Source organism: Lentimonas sp. CC4, from assembly GCF_902728235.1.
GTDB lineage: Bacteria > Verrucomicrobiota > Verrucomicrobiia > Opitutales > Coraliomargaritaceae > Lentimonas.
In genome coordinates, this window is sequence record NZ_CACVBO010000002.1 from 55,799 (window position 1) to 73,662 (window position 17,864).

At 49.9% G+C, this 17,864-nt stretch carries 14 protein-coding genes; 5 read left to right on the forward strand and 9 right to left on the reverse strand.

What is annotated here, in order from left to right; all coding sequences use genetic code 11:
- Nucleotides 1-8 precede the first annotated feature (8 nt).
- The 5 genes from GZZ87_RS17205 to GZZ87_RS17225 are packed head-to-tail and all read left to right on the forward strand — an operon-like array spanning nt 9 to nt 4,058.
- Nucleotides 9-830 (forward strand): MotA/TolQ/ExbB proton channel family protein, encoded by an 822-nt coding sequence (locus GZZ87_RS17205; RefSeq protein WP_162027835.1) that lies wholly within the window; start codon nt 9-11, stop codon nt 828-830.
- A 20-nt stretch (nt 831-850) separates the two neighbouring features.
- Nucleotides 851-1,267 carry a biopolymer transporter ExbD gene (locus GZZ87_RS17210; RefSeq protein ID WP_162027834.1) on the forward strand — a complete coding sequence of 139 codons (417 nt, stop codon included), beginning with the start codon at nt 851-853 and terminating at the stop codon, nt 1,265-1,267.
- 11 nt (nt 1,268-1,278) lie between these two features.
- Entirely contained in the window at nt 1,279-1,710 is a 432-nt protein-coding gene (locus GZZ87_RS17215) for a biopolymer transporter ExbD (protein ID WP_162027833.1), read from the forward strand.
- A 43-nt stretch (nt 1,711-1,753) separates the two neighbouring features.
- Nucleotides 1,754-2,917 (forward strand): hypothetical protein, encoded by a 1,164-nt coding sequence (locus GZZ87_RS17220; protein ID WP_162027832.1) that lies wholly within the window; start codon nt 1,754-1,756, stop codon nt 2,915-2,917.
- Nucleotides 2,918-2,951: 34 nt separating this feature from the next.
- Nucleotides 2,952-4,058 (forward strand): hypothetical protein, encoded by a 1,107-nt coding sequence (locus tag GZZ87_RS17225; protein WP_162027831.1) that lies wholly within the window; start codon nt 2,952-2,954, stop codon nt 4,056-4,058.
- A 1,436-nt stretch (nt 4,059-5,494) separates the two neighbouring features.
- On the opposite strand, the gene GZZ87_RS17230 is transcribed toward GZZ87_RS17225, so the two are convergent.
- The 9 genes from GZZ87_RS17230 to GZZ87_RS17270 all read right to left on the reverse strand — a co-directional run bounded on the left by GZZ87_RS17230 (nt 5,495) and on the right by GZZ87_RS17270 (nt 17,330).
- Nucleotides 5,495-6,970 (reverse strand): arylsulfatase, encoded by a 1,476-nt coding sequence (locus GZZ87_RS17230; RefSeq protein WP_162026970.1) that lies wholly within the window; start codon nt 6,968-6,970, stop codon nt 5,495-5,497.
- Nucleotides 6,971-8,020: a glycoside hydrolase family protein gene (locus GZZ87_RS17235; protein ID WP_162026971.1), complete on the reverse strand. Its 1,050-nt coding sequence runs from the start codon at nt 8,018-8,020 to the stop codon at nt 6,971-6,973.
- A gap of 25 nt (nt 8,021-8,045) precedes the next feature.
- Entirely contained in the window at nt 8,046-9,527 is a 1,482-nt protein-coding gene (locus GZZ87_RS17240; RefSeq protein WP_162026972.1) for a sulfatase, read from the reverse strand.
- Nucleotides 9,528-9,738: 211 nt separating this feature from the next.
- Nucleotides 9,739-10,596 (reverse strand): hypothetical protein, encoded by an 858-nt coding sequence (locus tag GZZ87_RS17245; RefSeq protein WP_162026973.1) that lies wholly within the window; start codon nt 10,594-10,596, stop codon nt 9,739-9,741.
- 221 nt (nt 10,597-10,817) lie between these two features.
- Complete coding sequence (locus GZZ87_RS17250; RefSeq protein WP_244648017.1) at nt 10,818-12,200, reverse strand: sulfatase-like hydrolase/transferase; 1,383 nt, start codon at nt 12,198-12,200, stop codon at nt 10,818-10,820.
- Nucleotides 12,201-12,569: 369 nt separating this feature from the next.
- The gene (locus GZZ87_RS17255) at nt 12,570-13,235 is read right to left on the reverse strand and encodes a response regulator transcription factor (protein WP_244648018.1); all 666 of its coding nucleotides are present in this window, start codon (nt 13,233-13,235) and stop codon (nt 12,570-12,572) included.
- Nucleotides 13,236-13,245: 10 nt separating this feature from the next.
- Nucleotides 13,246-15,192, reverse strand: a complete 1,947-nt coding sequence (locus GZZ87_RS17260; RefSeq protein ID WP_162026975.1) for a histidine kinase — start codon at nt 15,190-15,192, stop codon at nt 13,246-13,248.
- A 360-nt stretch (nt 15,193-15,552) separates the two neighbouring features.
- Nucleotides 15,553-16,269 carry a hypothetical protein gene (locus GZZ87_RS17265; RefSeq protein WP_162026976.1) on the reverse strand — a complete coding sequence of 239 codons (717 nt, stop codon included), beginning with the start codon at nt 16,267-16,269 and terminating at the stop codon, nt 15,553-15,555.
- Nucleotides 16,270-16,556: 287 nt separating this feature from the next.
- Nucleotides 16,557-17,330, reverse strand: a complete 774-nt coding sequence (locus GZZ87_RS17270; protein WP_162026977.1) for a PEP-CTERM sorting domain-containing protein — start codon at nt 17,328-17,330, stop codon at nt 16,557-16,559.
- Nucleotides 17,331-17,864 lie beyond the last annotated feature (534 nt).

Sequence of the window (17,864 nt, forward strand, 5' to 3'; positions counted from 1 at the left end):
TAAGTATTATGATAAGCCCAATCAAATTAAACAAAATTAGAACCACACTGTGCGCCGTTCTATTTGTCGGACTCGCCACCTTTGCCTTCGCTCAAAGCGAAGAAACCACCGAAGCAGCACCTGAAGTGGCATCCTCCAATAGCCTATTCACGAAGGTGAAGCAAGGCGGTTGGGCCATGTATCCACTCGGGATTCTCTCGATGTCGGCATTCGCGCTGACTATTTATAATTTCATCGCCTTGCGTAAGAAGGATTTCTTCGACGATGTAGTCGCCTCCGAACTCGGTCAAAAACTGAATCAGCTCGATATCGCGGGCGCGGCAGCACTCTGCGAGGAACACTCCGCACCACTCACTCGTATCGTCAACCACGGCTTAGATTCTATTAAGGGCGGCCACATCGATACGGAACTATTTCGTCAACGTCTAGAGGCCGGCTCAAGTAAAGAGCTCGCAAAGCCTTTTGTTGTGATCAACTACCTCTCCATTATTGCCTCGATTGCGCCGATGGTCGGACTACTAGGAACGGTCTCTGGTATGGTTAAGGCCTTCGACTCGATCGCGACTGTCGGGATGGGCCAACCTGAAGTGCTTGCAGGTAATATCTCGGAGGCGCTGATCACCACCGCATCTGGTATGTTAGTCGGTATCCCTGCCATGTTCTTCTTCTTTTATTTTAAGAATCAATACGGTAATCTCGTTGCGGACATGACCATGTATCTCGACGACATGCATGGCGATCTCGTCCATGGCACTCGTAGTAAATCGGTGTCTGGGTCCACCTCACCATCCGCCACGATACCGCAAGCACCGCGTAATCCTCGTGCGTAGCTCAATCAGCACCAATACGGATGAGTTTAAAAGGCTATAAAGTCCCACAAGAAGGCGAAGGATTCGACCTGACGCCGATGATCGACGTGGTCTTCCTGTTGATCGTCTTCTTCATGACTGTGGCCAGCGCGCTGACCACCAACAAGATTGACCTGAACCTAGCAGTCGCTGAGGAAGCAGCCATTCCGAAAGAAATCAAAGACCGCTTTAGCTTCTCAGTAACTGACGATGGCACCTTCTACTACGGTGTGACACCCATGACTGAGCAAGAGCTCTCTGACAAACTGGCACAGATCACAAAAAATCACAGTGCCGTCAAAATCGTCCTTCGCGCCGGCCGAATGGCTGAGCATCAGCACGTTAATAAATTGCTTACGATTTGCGCAGAGAATGGGGTCAACGATATCATCTTTGCCACTTATCAGAGCGACCTGTAACCTAAGAACCTATGAAAGCTAGCGACATCTTCGAAAGTGCAGGAAAACCTGATCTGACTCCTATGATTGACGTCGTCTTCTTGATGCTCGTCTTCTTCATGGTCACGACCGAGTTGATTAAACAAGAAGCCGACCTGGGTATTCAACTGCCCTCTCAAGCGCCGCCGACTGCGGCGCCAGAATTACCATCCAAGCACACGGTCGATATACTTCCCGATGGCACGGTGCTACTCAATGGCGGCAATATCGGCGGTGACCCTTACGGCAAGCTCACCGGATTAACCAGTATGCTCGCAGGCCTAAAAGCCTCTGCGGATCGCCTACAGAAGGACACGATCGTAACGATTCAAGCAGATGCGTATTCGCCGCACTATCGTTCGATCGATGTGTTGAATGCCTGCGCCGAAGCAAAACTTAAATACGTTTCGTTCAGTCAGATGTAGTGCCATTCCGTAGTTTCGCCCAATCCTACTCTAATAAGAAACGATGTCGCTTCCCCACAACGAACAACAACTAGGAAAGCAACTGCGCAGTCGAAAAAAACGCGGGACAGTTTTTCTCGTCATAGTCGCCACGATCGTCGTGCACGTGCTCGGACTCGGCGGCCTCGCTGCGATTAAAATCATTGAGGTGTTCAACCCCGAACCTGAATTTGAAGCACCTCCGATCGTGGAGATAGAAATTCCCCCACCGCCACCTCCTCCCCCACCCACAACCAAGCGGACACAGCGAAGTCTTCCGCGACCTCAACCATTAGCCGCACAAAACCCTCAAGATATGTCGGTTCCAGCAATCGTCATGCAAGAATCTGATGTCTCATTTGGCCGTGGCATGGGAGACGGACTAGGCGAACTTGGCGGAGGTATGGTCGATCGCGTTAATTTGAGTAGTTTCGGCTTTGACCGTGCTTTGGAGGGCACGCTGAAGGGCACACTGTTCGACTTTAAACGAGATAAGTATGCCAAGCCGGTGAAGAATCTGCCCGCGATGAAGAAGAGCACAAACATGCCACTGATCCCCTTCTTTCAGCCTACAGTTCGTAAGTTTTCAGATCGATTTGATTTACAGCAACTAGATCGGAATTTCTATAAGGCGGAACAGAACCTCTACGGATCTTACTTCATTATCCCCTTTGGCTCTGCGGCAATTGCACCCAAGTCATTCGGCGTTGAAGACGAAATCAAACCCACAATGATTGGCGTCCATTACACGGGCAGTTATAAGCCACAAAAAACAGGAACGTTCCGGCTGGTCGGCCGTGCAGACGATGTGTTGATCGTCCGTATCAATGGAAAAGTTGTGCTCGATGGGTCTGTCGTTGTTGCAGGCAATCCAAACTACAGCGCGTGGAGGCAAAGTGCCTCACAATTCAAAAAAGATACAGAGGCCGCGATGACTTATTTCGGATTTAAAAAGGCTTTCTACGCGTTAACTGGCGATTGGTTCAACTTGAGAGAAGGTGTCAATACCGATGTCGAGATCTTCATTTCCGAGGTGCCCGGCGGGGACTTTGGCGCTTACATACTGATCGAAGAACAAGGTGTTCCGGGATTAAAGATTTTCTCCACGCGCCCATTAAGCGATCAGGATAAAGCCTTCCTAGAAAGACTACATCCAGACGTTAAAGAATTCCTGGGCCGAGAAGACTAATCCATTTCATTCATTTTATAACTGATACCAAAGAATGCCACACGAGACAGAACATCCGCTGCCGCACAACGAACACGCACTAGGTAAACCGCTGAATACTCGGAAGAAACGTGGCACCGTCTTCATGGTCATTGCCATCACCGTGATTGTGCACGTGTTAGGGCTCGGTGGCCTTGCTGCGATTAAAATTATCGAAGTGCTTAGCCCAGAACCTGAATTTGAAGCCCCACCTGTAGTGGAGATGGCCAAGCCGCCACCGCCTCCACCGCCACCGCCGACAACGAAGCGCTCACAAAAGAGTCTGCCTCGCCCTCAACCTTTAGCTGCTCAGAACCCTCAAAACATGTCGGTGCCTGCAATCGTCATGGAAGAGTCCGATGTCGCCTTTGGTCGTGGCTTTGGAGGTGGGCTCGGTGAGCTTGGCGGGGGCATTATGGACCGTGTCGATGTTAGTTTCTTTGGTGTCGAAGGCGGAAACAACATCGTTATTTTACTGGATCGGACTGGTTCTGGTTCGAATGTTTTTTCTAGAACACGAGCCGAACTATTAAAGACGATTGATTCGATGAAGGATAGCATGTTCGCCCGATTGGCAGTTATTTATTTCGGCGGTAAAGATGCCGGGATGCGCGGGATTCCGGCGAAAGGACAGAAGCAAAAAGACCCCACGAAATTTGACTTTTGGTGGCCCAAAGGTATCAAACGCGACACCTGGTTGAGCCCCGGTGGGAGTGGCGTTGCTACCTTGGTTAAAGAGCTGCAGCGGATTAATCCAAAGGCCAAAGGTGCAATCATTGAGTCCCAGAGACAGCTCGGCAAAAAAGGGGGTGCCTTTATTTTAGGGACTCAATACTGGGGTGCGCTTAATTCCGCCTACAAGCTCGAGCCTGCTCCGGATACTATTTATTTCATGGTCGAGCCCAATGTCGCATTTCCTAGCACGGATATCGTCAAACAATCGTATGCACTCTTTAAGAAATTTGGCGTTTCGAGGCCTGAAAATACCAAAGTGATCTTCATCATAGGAAATGACCGTAATGATGTGAAAAGTATGCAACCACTCAATATGATGGTGAATCTGATTAATGGAGGTGACTTAAGCCCGAATGAACTGCGTAAGCTGATCGTATTCACTAAATGATCCTTGGTCGGATATATCTGCGTGATAGACGCACGCCCGTGCGATCGGTATTCTAGAGGCGTTATCAACTGGGGGTGGTTCGTTCATCCTAGATTCAGGAGTTAGAAGTTAGGAAGTCAGACGGAGGTCTGCGGCACGACTGAGCTCCGTCGTGTAAATTCGTGTGCATTCGTGGTTTCTAAAACTAAGCCTACTGCCGAATTTAGGATTAACGGTTCAAGAACCAGAGCCCATACCAACTGCCGAATTATAGAACTATGATATAAACAACTGATAGTCTGAAGCTTGCGGACATCTGCTCTTTGAATATTTAAACAAAAAAAGGAGCACGACGCCAGTAACATATACCAGCGTAGTGCTCCTTCCCTCAGAGGTTTCCCCAAACCTCATCCCCTTGAAAAAATCTATAAGTGTCAGATCACCTGATGGAAGTAATATAGCAGGCCCCCAAAGAAACGTCTATCACTGGAATAAGGTATATCAGTGCAATTTTCATATTTATTAGCGTGACTCGTTGAGGGTTGGTAAATCTGAAGAATGCATATTACCACAAACCCCACTACTTGTGACCTATCCGTATGGATAGGTCACAAGTTCTTTTCTAAAAAAATCCGTCCAAGGTGCAGAACGCGGTTCTTTGCGTATCACAGGCCGTGCTGCCCCAGTGCTCCACCTCGCGCCAAACGCGCCCTCTTCCACTGAAGCCATTGGCATCTGCAGATAGGTGAGATCAAGCGCGTCCTTGAACATTAAAAGAGATTTTTTAATATAAAATATTCTGGCGGGACGAGCTCTGCCGTAGATGGCGTAGCAAGTTAGTCTTTGATTATGAAGTCTTTGTAGATTATCGGCTATAGCCGCCCGCCGAGCGCAGCGACACTTATTATGCCTTTGGGTGCAACCGAAGGGCGGAAGCCATTTGGCGAGCGTCTAATACTATCCTTTGACATTTTCTGGTAGTATGTAGCCATCGAAGAGAAGACCACTGTGAATACTTTTCAGCTGTATTTGTTAACCGCCCGCTACGCTAGAGATCGCAGAGCACGCTGAGAGCTGACGCAGAGCATTTCACGCAGCCCGCCCCTTCTCCTCGGCGCACTCAGCGATCTCTGCGGTTAAACCTTTTTACCAGTTTTAGTCGCATGTTGGTATAAGGCGCCATAAAACACTGAGGCTCAGCTTCTAACTCCTTCCTCCTGACTTGCTTTGCCTGGCAAAAGCCTTGGTGCCTCTCAATCGCCTTCGCAGCCACACACTAAAGGCTACTACAGCAACAGATCGAGAGGCACACCACCTTCGCCTAAGGCGTCGGCGGGCTTTCCTTCACCTGAAAATTAAACTACCACTCGCCGAGTGCTCAGTTGTAGAATCAACCGCGAGTTTAGCGTGTGAGCACTACGCCGACGCGTGCTCACACGAAGCTAAGCGAAATCGAACTATAGCGGTTCCGGCGCCCAATCTGGAATGCCTTTTTCCTTCAACTGCTTGTAGTAGCGAATGTTCAATGGAAACTCTTCTTCACGCAGTCGAGGTAGCCCCTCGTTCACCATCAGCGGCAAGACCGACTCCCACCATTGGTCATACGACTTACTGAGTTGCGCAACGACTTCTGGATAGGACTGCGCCACATCTTTTTTCTGATAAGGATCTGCCGAGATATCGTAGAGTTCCTTATTATTCACTAAACGCCAACGTTCGCTACGCACGGCACAATCTTTATATTGAGCACGATCACGCTTTCCAGGGTTCCACCGTCCACAGTGGAAGAACAGCTCACGATCAGGCCACACAGCCTTCGGGTCTTTGAGAAGCGGCACTAAAGAACGCCCATCCAACTCTTGCATTTGTGCCGGCAACTGAACACCCGCCAACTCACAGAAAGTCTGATAGAGATCGAGATGTGCGGTCAGCACATCGATATCCACGTCGCCCTCCAGCATGCCCTGCCACTGCCAAAATGCTGGAACATGCGAGCCACCCTCATCTGGTGAATTCTTACCACCTTTTAGGTGTGCATTGAAATGTTTAAGCTTCTTGCCATTGAGCTTACCGCTTAAGTGCGTCGCACCGTTGTCGGTCATGAAAATGACGAGTGTATTCTCCAACGCATCCCACTTGTCGAGCGTTGCGAGCATCTGACCGAAATTATCATCAATATTTTCGATCATACCATAACGACCAGCTGTGCCTTTGTCATAGCCGAGCTCTCTAAAGCGCTTGGTATATTGCTCTGGAGCGACGAGTGGTGCGTGCGGTGCATTCAGAGCGATATATGCAAAATACGGTTTGCGTGCGGCGATCTGCTGCTTAATCCAAGCCAAGCCAGACTCGAAAAACAGGTCGGTGCAAAAGCCTTTGGTCTGCACGATGGTTTCATTATGCAGTAGGACATTGTCAAAATAGAGGTTCTCTCCATTCGGCGGAAAATCGCCAAGTCGCACCTGCCCAATACCACCTGCTCCGTGTATCAATGCCTCATCGAATCCACGATTCCCGGGGAGATACTCCTCTTCATCGCCAAGATGCCACTTTCCAAAAATACCTGTGGCATAACCAGCACTTTGCAGTGCTTGCGGGAGCGTGAAAGCATCTAGAGCCATACGCTCTCGCTGATAGATGGTGTGTGTCACGCCGTTCTTAAACGGCGCGCGTCCACTCATCAACGCCGCACGTGTCGGAGCACAGGTCGGACTGACCTGAAAATCAGTGAACCGCACCCCCTTATCATGAAAGCGATCAATATTCGGAGTCTGAACGACTTGGTTGCCCATGCAGGACAGATCCCCCATCCCTTGGTCATCAGTCATGACCAAGATGATATTCGGGCGACTACCTGCCAGCTGTCCGGCGATAACCGCAGCACTGGAAAACACGCACAGAACTGCTCCTAGGCATAGTAACTTACTTTTCATTTATTCGCCGTCCCAGTCATCCAGTTTAAGCAAATATCCGGCCGACGGTTTGTCATCATGGCAAGAAAGGAAAAGATACTCAGGCTTTCCATCCTTCCAAAGAATACTCGGACGCTCGCTACGTGCCAATGGGTCTCCGAAATAAGCCTCGTTTGTCAGGTAACCGACCATGGGCTCTCCCCAGTTGATGCCGTCTTCTGACTTATAAATCAAGCCAGGGCGATAGCCACCCTTCTTCAACTCATCCGCAGGAATCGGGTTCCCTTCGAGCATGTTCTTAATACCCTGACGATCCTCAACGATCATGTAATACATGCCATTATAATAGAATGCGTAAGGATCTTCCATATCAACCCCATCTTCGATGTAAGTGATCACGGGATTCCCTTCGTAATTTACATATGGTCCCTCAAGCTTATCACTCACAGCAAAGGACATTTCGCGAAAGCCTGTCTTTATCGGATACCGATCTGTCATTGATTTATAATAGATGCGGTAGCTACCATCGGGAGCGACCACAAAGCTCGGGTTTGAGGCGTGGACGATATTATAGTCCCCCATCTTTCCCGAAGCAGGGATCACTGGGTTGAGTGGGCTCTCTGTCCATGGGCCGTAAAGCGATTTGGAAGTGGCGATGCCGACCTCTTGCTTAGACCCGCCCTCAGTATGCTTATTCAATAGAAACACCAACACGTAGGTGTCTCCTACTTTCGAGATTTGCGGGTTATGGTAACTCGCGTCTTCACTCACGAAGACATCTCCCAGCAAAGTGTGTGGTCCTTCAGCTTGATCAGCGACCCAATGCACAATCTTACTGTGCCGAATCCAGCTGCCATCATTTGGGATCACTGAATTAAAAATATGCAGCTTTCCATCCTCATCGTAGATCGGAGCCATGCCCCAAGTCCAAGATTCTTCGTCTGACTCTAAGATATAACCGACAGGCGTCTGAGCCTTGCAAAACTTAGACGTCTCGATGCCAATCGCTTGACTACACCATGCGAAGCTAAGCAGCACACCGAGCTGTAGCACTTTAAATTTGTTCTTCATTATATTATTCATCAAAATAGGTCTCTTATTTAGTGTTGCCCTTGGTATTCTTGAACTCCTTCTGCTCCCAAGGTATAGTGCGATCAAAGAGCGGAACATATTGAGTGTAAGCGTCTTCCGCCTGCTCCTTCCACAACTCCAGCTCCTCGTCGTATTTTTTCCGCATTTTCTGGAGGAGCGGTTCTGCCTCTGGGTTTTTTGCTAAATTCGTTAACTCAAGGGGATCTTTTTTCAATTGAAAGAGTTCCTCAGTCGGTTCCATCGTCGCATCGCCATACCACCAGTAGGTGTATTTCACCTCTTCAGTTAAGACGGTCAGATTCTTAGTCGGCACATCTCCATAGAGATTCATAAAAGCCAGTTGTTGATGGTGCGAGGCTGTCGGCTCTTCCAACACGGACAAGAGGCTTTCGCCATCCATATTTTCTGGCACTGGCACTCCAGCTAAATCTAAAATCGTTGGCGCAAAATCAATATTTCCTGTCAAAGCAGTCGTCCGAAGACCTTTGCCTGCATTGCCGCTACGTGGATCATACACCATCAGAGGCGCACGCGCCGATTCTTCCAAGGGTAAGACTTTAGAGCCATAGCCATGCGCACCGCAAAGGAAGCCGTTGTCGCTGGTGTAGATGATTACGGTATTATCAGCCATCCCTTGTGCCTCCAACTCATCACGGATCATCCCCAGGGCCACATCGATGGCATAGATCTGCTGATAGTAGGTCGCCATGACCGCGTCATAATCGGTATCGTAGCCCCACTGTTCGAAGCGAACATACTGACGACCAGTCTTACTTTGCGGCGAAAGGTGCTCACTATGCTCACGTCCGTAGTTAGCTGGCTTGGTAAAAGTCTTTCCTGCGTAAATGTGATCAAACTGTGGGTCGGGCGTCGCCGGGCGGTGCGGAGCTTTGAAACTGATAGACAAGCAAAAGGGCTTTTTCAGTTCCGCAGCCTCGCGGATCACATCACAACCAAAGGCTCCATACGACAAAGTCGAATGTGGATACTCCTGCGCATATTTCGCCATCGAGGCATTTTTCTTGGTAGCATACTCCGACTGTCCAGGAGCACCGCCCCAGATGTCAAAATCTCCCTCGGGCATGCCCTGCTTGCCCTTCGGCCCTAGCCCGTAGACATCCAAACCAAATTTACCTGCGAACGCCGTCAGATACCCCGCCTCGCGGAGCAGCACAGGGTAAGACTTCGCCCAAATTTCAGGGCGCATATGGCTGTGTTGGAAATTCGTGCCAGTCTTGTATTCATACATCCCAGTAAAAGCAGTCGCTCGGCTGGCCATGCAGATCGCGGTCGTATTGTAGTGCTTGTCAAAAATCAGCCCGTCATGCCCAAGCTTATCCATATTGGGAGTTTGCACTTCTGGATTTCCGTAAATTCCGATCGAACCAAAGTTCTGGTCATCTGCCAATAGGAAGATGATGTTTGGCTTCACCTCGGCGCTCGCAACGAGTGCGAGCATCAAAAACATGCATATTCGAATAATCATTTTTATAGTCTATAACGCAACCGTCCTTGGCGTGGATTAAGGCACCCATCGACCCAGACTGTAGTAGCCATTTACTATACCCGATCTGCAGGCTAGCGCCTATGACGCATACACATTAAAATCATATACTGTAGATGATCACCGAAACGAGAGAGCAGGCATAAGTGGCTGTCTCGCAGGTGCCCGCGCCCCTAGAATGGGCACTTTGCCATTACAGCACCTTCACGTTTGCGATACGGTTCGGCTTCCCCGGTGAGGTCGACCAAACAATCTTCTTATTAGGCGATACTTCAATAATAGACGCGCCCGCAGTGCCGCCATGACCTCCCCAGTTGCAAAAGATGGTGTTACCGTTCGGTAATCGCTGAACTCCTGCCGCAAAGCCTATGGAAACACCGTCCAAGTCGTTTTGCTCAAGCGCCCAGACCACCTGACCCTCCGCATCAACTTCAATAATCCGATGACTATCGCCACCAGCTATCAAGGTGTTGCCGTTTTCAAGTCGCTCGGCAACAAATCGTCCATCCGGAAAGCGGCGGATAATTTCGCCTGCCGAATTCACTTCCATCGCCTGGCCGCCCTTCTTTTGTTGCGTGACCAAATAAGTATTCTGCGGAGTTTTTCGGATTTGTCGAAAGGAGGAATGCTTGCCGCCAAGCCCCTTGAGCTCAATGCGCTTGGTCTCCTTGAGTTCTGCATCGAGTTCAACGATCGCTGAATGCCCATTCCAGCTCTCCCCGATCAGGAAGCCACCACCTGGCAACGGCTGGCAACTATGTGTTTCACCACCATTCGGCGTCGGGCGATCCTTCAGAGTCTCCGCGCCCGAACCACTCTCCCAATCAGGCCGAATAATACGCACGCCATATTTGTAGGCCATCACTACATCGTTGTTCGGCAAGAGCCATGCGTCATCAGCCTCATTCTTTTCAGCAATACTCCACTCTTTCGTGCCATCCGCGGCATAGACCGCTACTTCACCATAAGCGCACCCGCTCACCAACAGACGGTGTTGTGCGAAACAGGTAGTCGCGCTCAGCGCGAGACAGGCAAACAGTAATTTCTTCATAAGAGAAAAACATTCCACTCGTGCGATGCTGGCGAGCATTAAGATTAGCAAGTTTCACGGACACAAGACTCTACAAGAGCCTTGCTTGCACTAGACCCTGAGCTAGCCAAATAGGTGGCACCCGCGAACTATGGATATGGGTTCGGAACTTCGTGAGCTCGTGGGCTTTGCAAGCAAAGCCCCTACCCTTACCAAGTGATCAGTGCAAGGAGCACCGCACCTTAGTAGCTGATCTTTCCGCCAAACTTGGAGCGCTGCTTGTCACTCTCCCACCATTCATTGGGACCTTCTTCGACGATACCTGCCCATAGATTTAAGAGGATCTCTTTCATTTCCTCAGTCTTCTCAGGCATCTTCTGGGCCAGATCATTCTCCTCCTTCATATCTTCTGGGATATTGTAGAGCTGAAATTTGGTTAAGGTCTCATCGCCTACGATTTTCCAATCGCCAATGCGCATGGCAACCCGCTCATCTGGCTTGGATACGTGCGTGCGCCAGAACATGGGCATCTCACGCTTAATCGGCTGACCTGCGAGCGCTGGTAGCATACTGGCACCATCGATGGTGCGGTCGGAGGGCACTGGAATGCCTGTAATGTCCAACACCGTCGTAAAGATATCACTACCGATCACTGGCACCTCACTGACGCTGCCTGGCTTGATGTGCCCCGGCCAGCGAGCCAAGCCTGGAACACGAATGCCCCCTTCATACTCACTGCGCTTGTTGCCACGTAAGCCACCAGTAGTGCCACCATATGCAGACACCGGTCCATTATCTGAGGTAAAAAAGAAAAAGGTATTATCGCTCACACCGATCTCGTCGAGCGTATCCATCACCATTCCCAGCGCATTGTCGAGTTGTGTGATATTGCCCATATATTTGCTGTTTTTGTGGCCTTTATAGAGCGATTGAAAACGTGGATCGGTCGCGATTGGTGAATGCGGCTCATGTATCCAAACTGACAGAGCAAAGGGTTTATCTGGGTTGCGAATGTCCTTCAACCAATGCTCCGCCTCTCCAGCAACTAGCTGAGCGGAGTAGCCTTGTGTCGTGCCGACAAGCTCGCCATTGCGCACGAAATTCTTCGGGTTCTTATGGCTTGGCGCAGCGTTATTGTGCGTCGACATCCAGTAATCGTAGCCGTGATCACCAGGCTGCGGAAAGTCAGCGTTGTTCCACTGTTGCTGAGAGAGCAAGTGCCACTTGCCGACATGGCAGGTTTCGTAGCCAGCTGCCTGCAAGAGTTCTGGGTAAGTGATCTCGCTCTCGCGAAGGTAGGCTGGGCCTTTACCTGATAAATGGCGATAAACACCATTACGATACGGCGTGCGACCAGTAAGAATCGCGGAGCGCGAGGGCGAACAGACACCCGCGGCAGAGTAGCATTGCATCAGCTTCACACCCTGCGAGGCCAACTTATCCATGTTCGGAGTCTGGATTAGTTCGTTGCCGTAGGTTCCGGAATCTCCCCAACCCATATCATCGGCCACAAAGACCACAATGTTCGGTTGAGACTGGTTCTGTGCTTTCGCATCTGCGGCAAGCGGGATCGCAACCAATAGGAGCGCTAAGCTAGCCAATCGTTGAAGTTTTAATCTGTTCATCGTCATTCCTTCTAATTTGGTAAATTTAATGGTCGGTAACAGCGAAAAGTTGAGCACATCACACACAATATCCGCTACCCCGTTTGAGCAACGGTTAGCATACCAGATGCAGCACTCATAGCATAGCACGTATTCACGTATATTCTAATCATGTATTTACGTCGGGTGCCGTTTTGAAAATGTTTCAAAGCTGTCATTTATTGGTGTAGGACGCGCCGAGGCCTTTGGTGAAGGTGGGTGCCTTTGGCGTAGAGCGAAGAGGCGCGTTTATCTCTGTCGCAGCCATTTCGGCGCAGAAACCAAAGCACTCACACAGACCGAAACCGGTTCCCAGTTCCGCCACACCAAACACATGCCTTTTACTCCAATCTACAGCCACTCATCGGCAGTAAAGACGCCCATACGATAGGCTCGCCTCACTGCTGAGGGCGCATTCTTTACGTCGAGCTTCTCATAAATATGGCGCACATGCGCATCGACCGTGGGGTAACTAATAAACAATTTTTTGCCGATCTCTCGCTTTTGAAGCCCATCTGCCAACAGCTCTAAGACTTGCAGCTCGCGCTCCGAAAGTAACTTGGTCGATACTAGCGGTGTCGGACGATCCCTGAGACGCTTGACGAGATACTGAGCCACTGCGGGATCAATACTTGCGCCCCCCTCCATTACATTGCGAATGCTATCTTTCACCTGCTGAATCGTGGACGATTTCAACAAATATCCAGACGCTCCGAGCGCAATGGATCGCACGACATCAGACTCAGCGTTCGATTGACTCAGCACGATGATTTTCACCTCCGGCAAACGCTCTTTGAAATATGGGATCGCCTCCAATCCACTCAATCCTGGCAAACGTAGGTCCAGCAGAATCACCTGTGGCACGATCGTAGAGCGAATTTTATCGATACTGCTGATCGCCATTTCCGCAGTTCCAAATTGGCTGAACAATTCAAGGTCTTCTTCTCGGTCTATGGCAAATTTAATGACGTCACGGTATTCGTCATTGTCCTCAACCAACATTATTCTCGTAGGCATTTTCATAGTATTATTCTTTAATAAAAGTTTTTCGTTTCACCTTCAGCTTGAGCCAAATACGGGTGCCACCTTCTTTGGGGTGATCCACTCCCGCCTCAGCACGCATCAGTTTTGCGCGGCGTTTTAAGGAATTTGGCAGACCACCGGAAAATCCACAACCATCATCTGCAATCGCAAGGGCAACTTCTTTATCGTTCGCAGACATATGAATCGTGGCAGTGCTCGCCTGGCCATGGCGAATGATATTCGCCAGCGATTCTTTAAAAAACAAAAAGATATCGATGCGCTTTCTGCGTATCACACGATTCAGCTGCGCTTCATTCTCAAATGAGATTTCGAACGATATGTCTGCCAGTAATCGGGACGCTTCGCGCTTCATGTCATCCACAAGCACTTCACAGACCCCTTTTGCCTCAAGCATGTTCGAACAGAACCGTGCCGAAGCACCCGTGCGCTCCGTTAAGCCACGGATACGCTTCAGGCTTTCTATCAGCGGCTCTGGCGAATTGACGGACTCCTGTGCAATATCGCTCCACATACCGATGGCATGCAAATTGGCGCCCAACTCGTCGTGGAGGTTCGCTGCAATGCGCTCACGCACCTTAGTTTCATTACGGATGCGCTGCATACGTCCGTAGAGCGCCACGACCACAATTGCAAACAGTAGCACCCCGGAAATACGCCCCAACCAAATGAGCATCTGCTTCTGTAGCGCATACCGCCGACTGAGCTCTTTACTCAAACCGACCCACTCAGCCTCCAAATCGCGGCGTTTCGCTAATTCCTTTAACCATGCCTGAATGGGCAGGATCTCACCATAGAGATTACGCCCGTCCGTGAGTGACATGGCATCACGGTGGCTGCGCATAGCTGGCTCTGTCCACGCTCGCTTACCTTGCGCCACATTTTCCCCTGCCGACATCAATTCGATCTCAGCAAACCCGATCCGTGAGAGTCGCTCAGAAATACCAAACGACAGGCCCTGTTCTAGCGTCACGATTCTAACATAGCGACAACTCACCTCAGGGAAACTCCACATCATGATCGGCCCCATCCCCGACAGATTGGCAGATTGATGCTCCACCAAGACCACCGCATCCTCAAAGTCTGGCGAATTCGCCCCCTCCACCTTAAAGTGCTTCGGGATACCTAAATCACCGACAAAGGCCTGCGGCACGGTATTACTCTGCTCAACTGCATGCAGCCGTATTTCGGAAATCGGGTAAGATTCGCCTAAATCAATGAGCAGCGTCGGCGCCGCACCGAAATCACCTAAGTAGGCAAGGCTCGGCTGCCCCCGTGCCGAATTCATAATATAGGGCGTCGCCCCATCGACGAGAAAGCGCTCATCCCACGCACCGGAAGGATCGCGCGGCTTGGGGAAGACTGCACTGATCGGCTTGCGCAAGGCGATGTTCTGCCCCTCACCAAAAACCATAATTTCAGATAACTGAAAGACGTATTTGCCATCATGAATCCGCCGGCTCATGCGGGTCACTTCAATCCTCACCCAAGACGCCACCGTTTCGGGGAACGGTATGACCAATGGCGTAATGCCAATAATTTGCCCCTCCTCTTGTTGAAATTCGGCAACGACCTGGCCCTCGCGATCCTCTGTAGTGCCTGCAAGCACACGAAAGGCCTCGGGAAAGGCATCCGCCTGAAAGCCCTCTTCCATATCACGCCAAAGAACCGGCACTAGCACGATCTCATTGATCGAGTGTTCGCCCTTCAGGTCGATTTCGACCCAGAAATCATTATCCGCATGTGAGAACGCTGCCGTGTGGTAGCCGATCGCCCCCACTCCCCCACGTAAACTGGGGCGCGACAAACGGGTCAGTTCTTGCTCGATCACTTCCTTCCGAGCTTCCAACTCGGAAATCGCCGAACCACCCAATGCTGCCTCAAGCACGGAACAACAAAGCAATAGAGCAAAACACAGCAGCGGTCGAATCATACACACGAATGAATAGGGAAATCGCGGCTGCGTAAAGGTTTGATACGAGGCAGATTGAGTCCACCCGAATACGGATCGAATGAGGATGAGGCCCAATACATTGAAATGCATCCATCGATTGTAGCGATGGCACGCCCATGCTGTCGATGGATACGGAGAGGCAGACATGAAGGACGTGAATTAACCGCAGATTGCACGGATAACACGGATCAGGAGGCTCCCAATAATCCGCGATTAAATTAGACAAAGCCTTTATGAACTCGGCTTTACTGTGGCGCGAAACGCATACCTGAAGGCTCTGCACAAAAAACGCGGGCGGCATTCAGCTACAAGCGCTTAAAATTATAGACGGCTACCCGATCAATTTACCCTACGGCGACGCACCAGCACACAACTCAAGCCAAGAAGACCAGCAAACAATGCATAGGCCCGGGGCTCAGGAATATCGGTGTAATGGACCACCACATCACTAACAGCCCAACGGTTCGCTTTGTTGAGATTAAAAAAAGAAAACAAACCGAAGCTCCCCACCGGTGAAGTCGCGCCGACCACATCAGCAAGCACGACTGTGCTAGATTCCTCATCTTGACGACCGAGAACAATGGGCTCGCTTCCGTTCACCGAAACCCCCACACGATCGGGATTATGATGTGCGATAGAAACAACGACACTATGGAAGGACAAAGCAATATCATCGCTCGTCAAGTCGCCACCACCGTCACTAAAAGAGGTCACTCGCAAATTCCCAAGCGTAGCAGCCTCCTCTTGGTCACCATCGAAAGTGACTCCATGCGCTGGGTTTGCGTCGCTCTCTGGCGAATAAATACCCCAAACACCGCTTGGATCAGAGTGCACATTGGGAGAGTCATCCACAGAGGTCGCGAGCACATCATACGAAATGTTGAACGTCGCACGGCCAAGCGTCTGTGTTGCCGAAACAAAAGTAATACTACCTGTTTTGTAATCCGTAGAGACAGTCGGTCCGGTTGAAACATGAGTTCCAGCACTCGTTGTCGCTGAAAAGGAAAGCACAGCGACCGCACTGACTGCAATGAGGGGGATTGCATTTGTATTCATATTTCGTAGATAGGGGTTTTCGGTGATTTTTTAATCAAAAAAAGGAGTAAGGGGAGATCACCGAAGTCATCTCCCCTAGAGATAAATGCCAAGAGATCTCACAACTAAAGATAATTACGGACAAGCCTCGTCAGCTCAAGCCAAGCTGTAAAATGAGCAGAGGCAGTCATTCAGAAACAGAGCAGCATTAGTAAATGTTATCCGTCAGCAGTTCTAGCGCACAAAAAAACTCCAAGCCGCGCACGGGACTTGGAGTTTTTGAAGAAGGTTTGCTTAAGTGCGATGCCCTAGCTGCGACGGCGAACCATCACGTAGCTCAAGCCTAGAAGGCCAGCAAGTAGTGCGTAGCTGCTTGGTTCGGGAACTGCAGTCAGTGTCACACCTTGGATACTCTTGTCGCCCTGATCGTCCTGACCGTAAGCGACAAACTTAAAGGACTTGCTGAAATCAAACACCGCGATATTGCCAGAACCCATGTCAACACTGTCAAGTGTCCAAGCCCAATTTGCACCGCCCGCTCCATCGGAGACAACGCTCATCACAACCGACTTGCTAGTGGCTGCCGTCCCAAGAGACCCAGCTGTGCCCAGATTCGTAACGGTTGAACCATCTGTGAAAGAAAGCCCAGTCAGTGTATTAACGCCAAAGCTGTAAACGCTAGTATCGCCTGAGTATGGGTTCAAGCCAGTATATGCACCCATATCTGTATCGGTGCTCACGATACCGAAGCCTAAATGGCTCGCTCCAAGCTCACTGGTCCACAAATAATCAACGGCTAATTCAAAGCCTGTTGTCGACTGAAAACTATTCGTCGTGTTGTAGGCAATCGCACGGTTCAGGTAGTGGGTGGCACTTGCGTTATACTGCATAATGCCGTTATCTTCGAAATTGTAGCCTGTTCCACCGCGGAGGGCTCTGCTGGTCAGACCGCCGCCTGTCCCCCCAGTATTTACAGCGAGGGTATCGTTATCAAAGGTGTCTTGATAGACGACAGTTTGAGCTTGTGCGGCAACTGCTAGCACTAGGCCTGCACTTATTGTTAAGAGAGTTTTTTTCATCATAGGTATTTTATGGGTTTTGTGTTTTAGGAGGTTTTTTCTTAGATATCTGAGAGTCGGCGCTCTAAAATTGTTTTTTAACGATACGGATACGTATTTTCGAATCGATAATTCCATACTATAACAACTTATAGGTAAAATAAGAATCACGTATGCGCATATACCTCTATCACGCGTATACATGATAAGGAGGGGTGGATGGACTTGTAGATTTGCTGATACATCGAACGAGCAAGCAACTGCACGCGCTTAGGTTCAAGATTCATATGGGGTAAAAAATGGGGTGGCGTTTCGATACGAGTTGAGAGACAAACCTCAACACTGGAATTATGATACAAATGAAACACTGGTTGTCCAGAGTATAGCGTAAATACGCGATGCATCGGACGTAAGATTAGCAATAATCACCTCAATTTAAGAGTCGATGAATCCATCCATTCTTGAAGGAGTCGTTAGAGTCAGTAGGCAGACGGAGAGGCCATTCATGAACCTAACAAAATGAGTTCATAGCCGAAAAAAGGCGCAAGAAACGCAAAA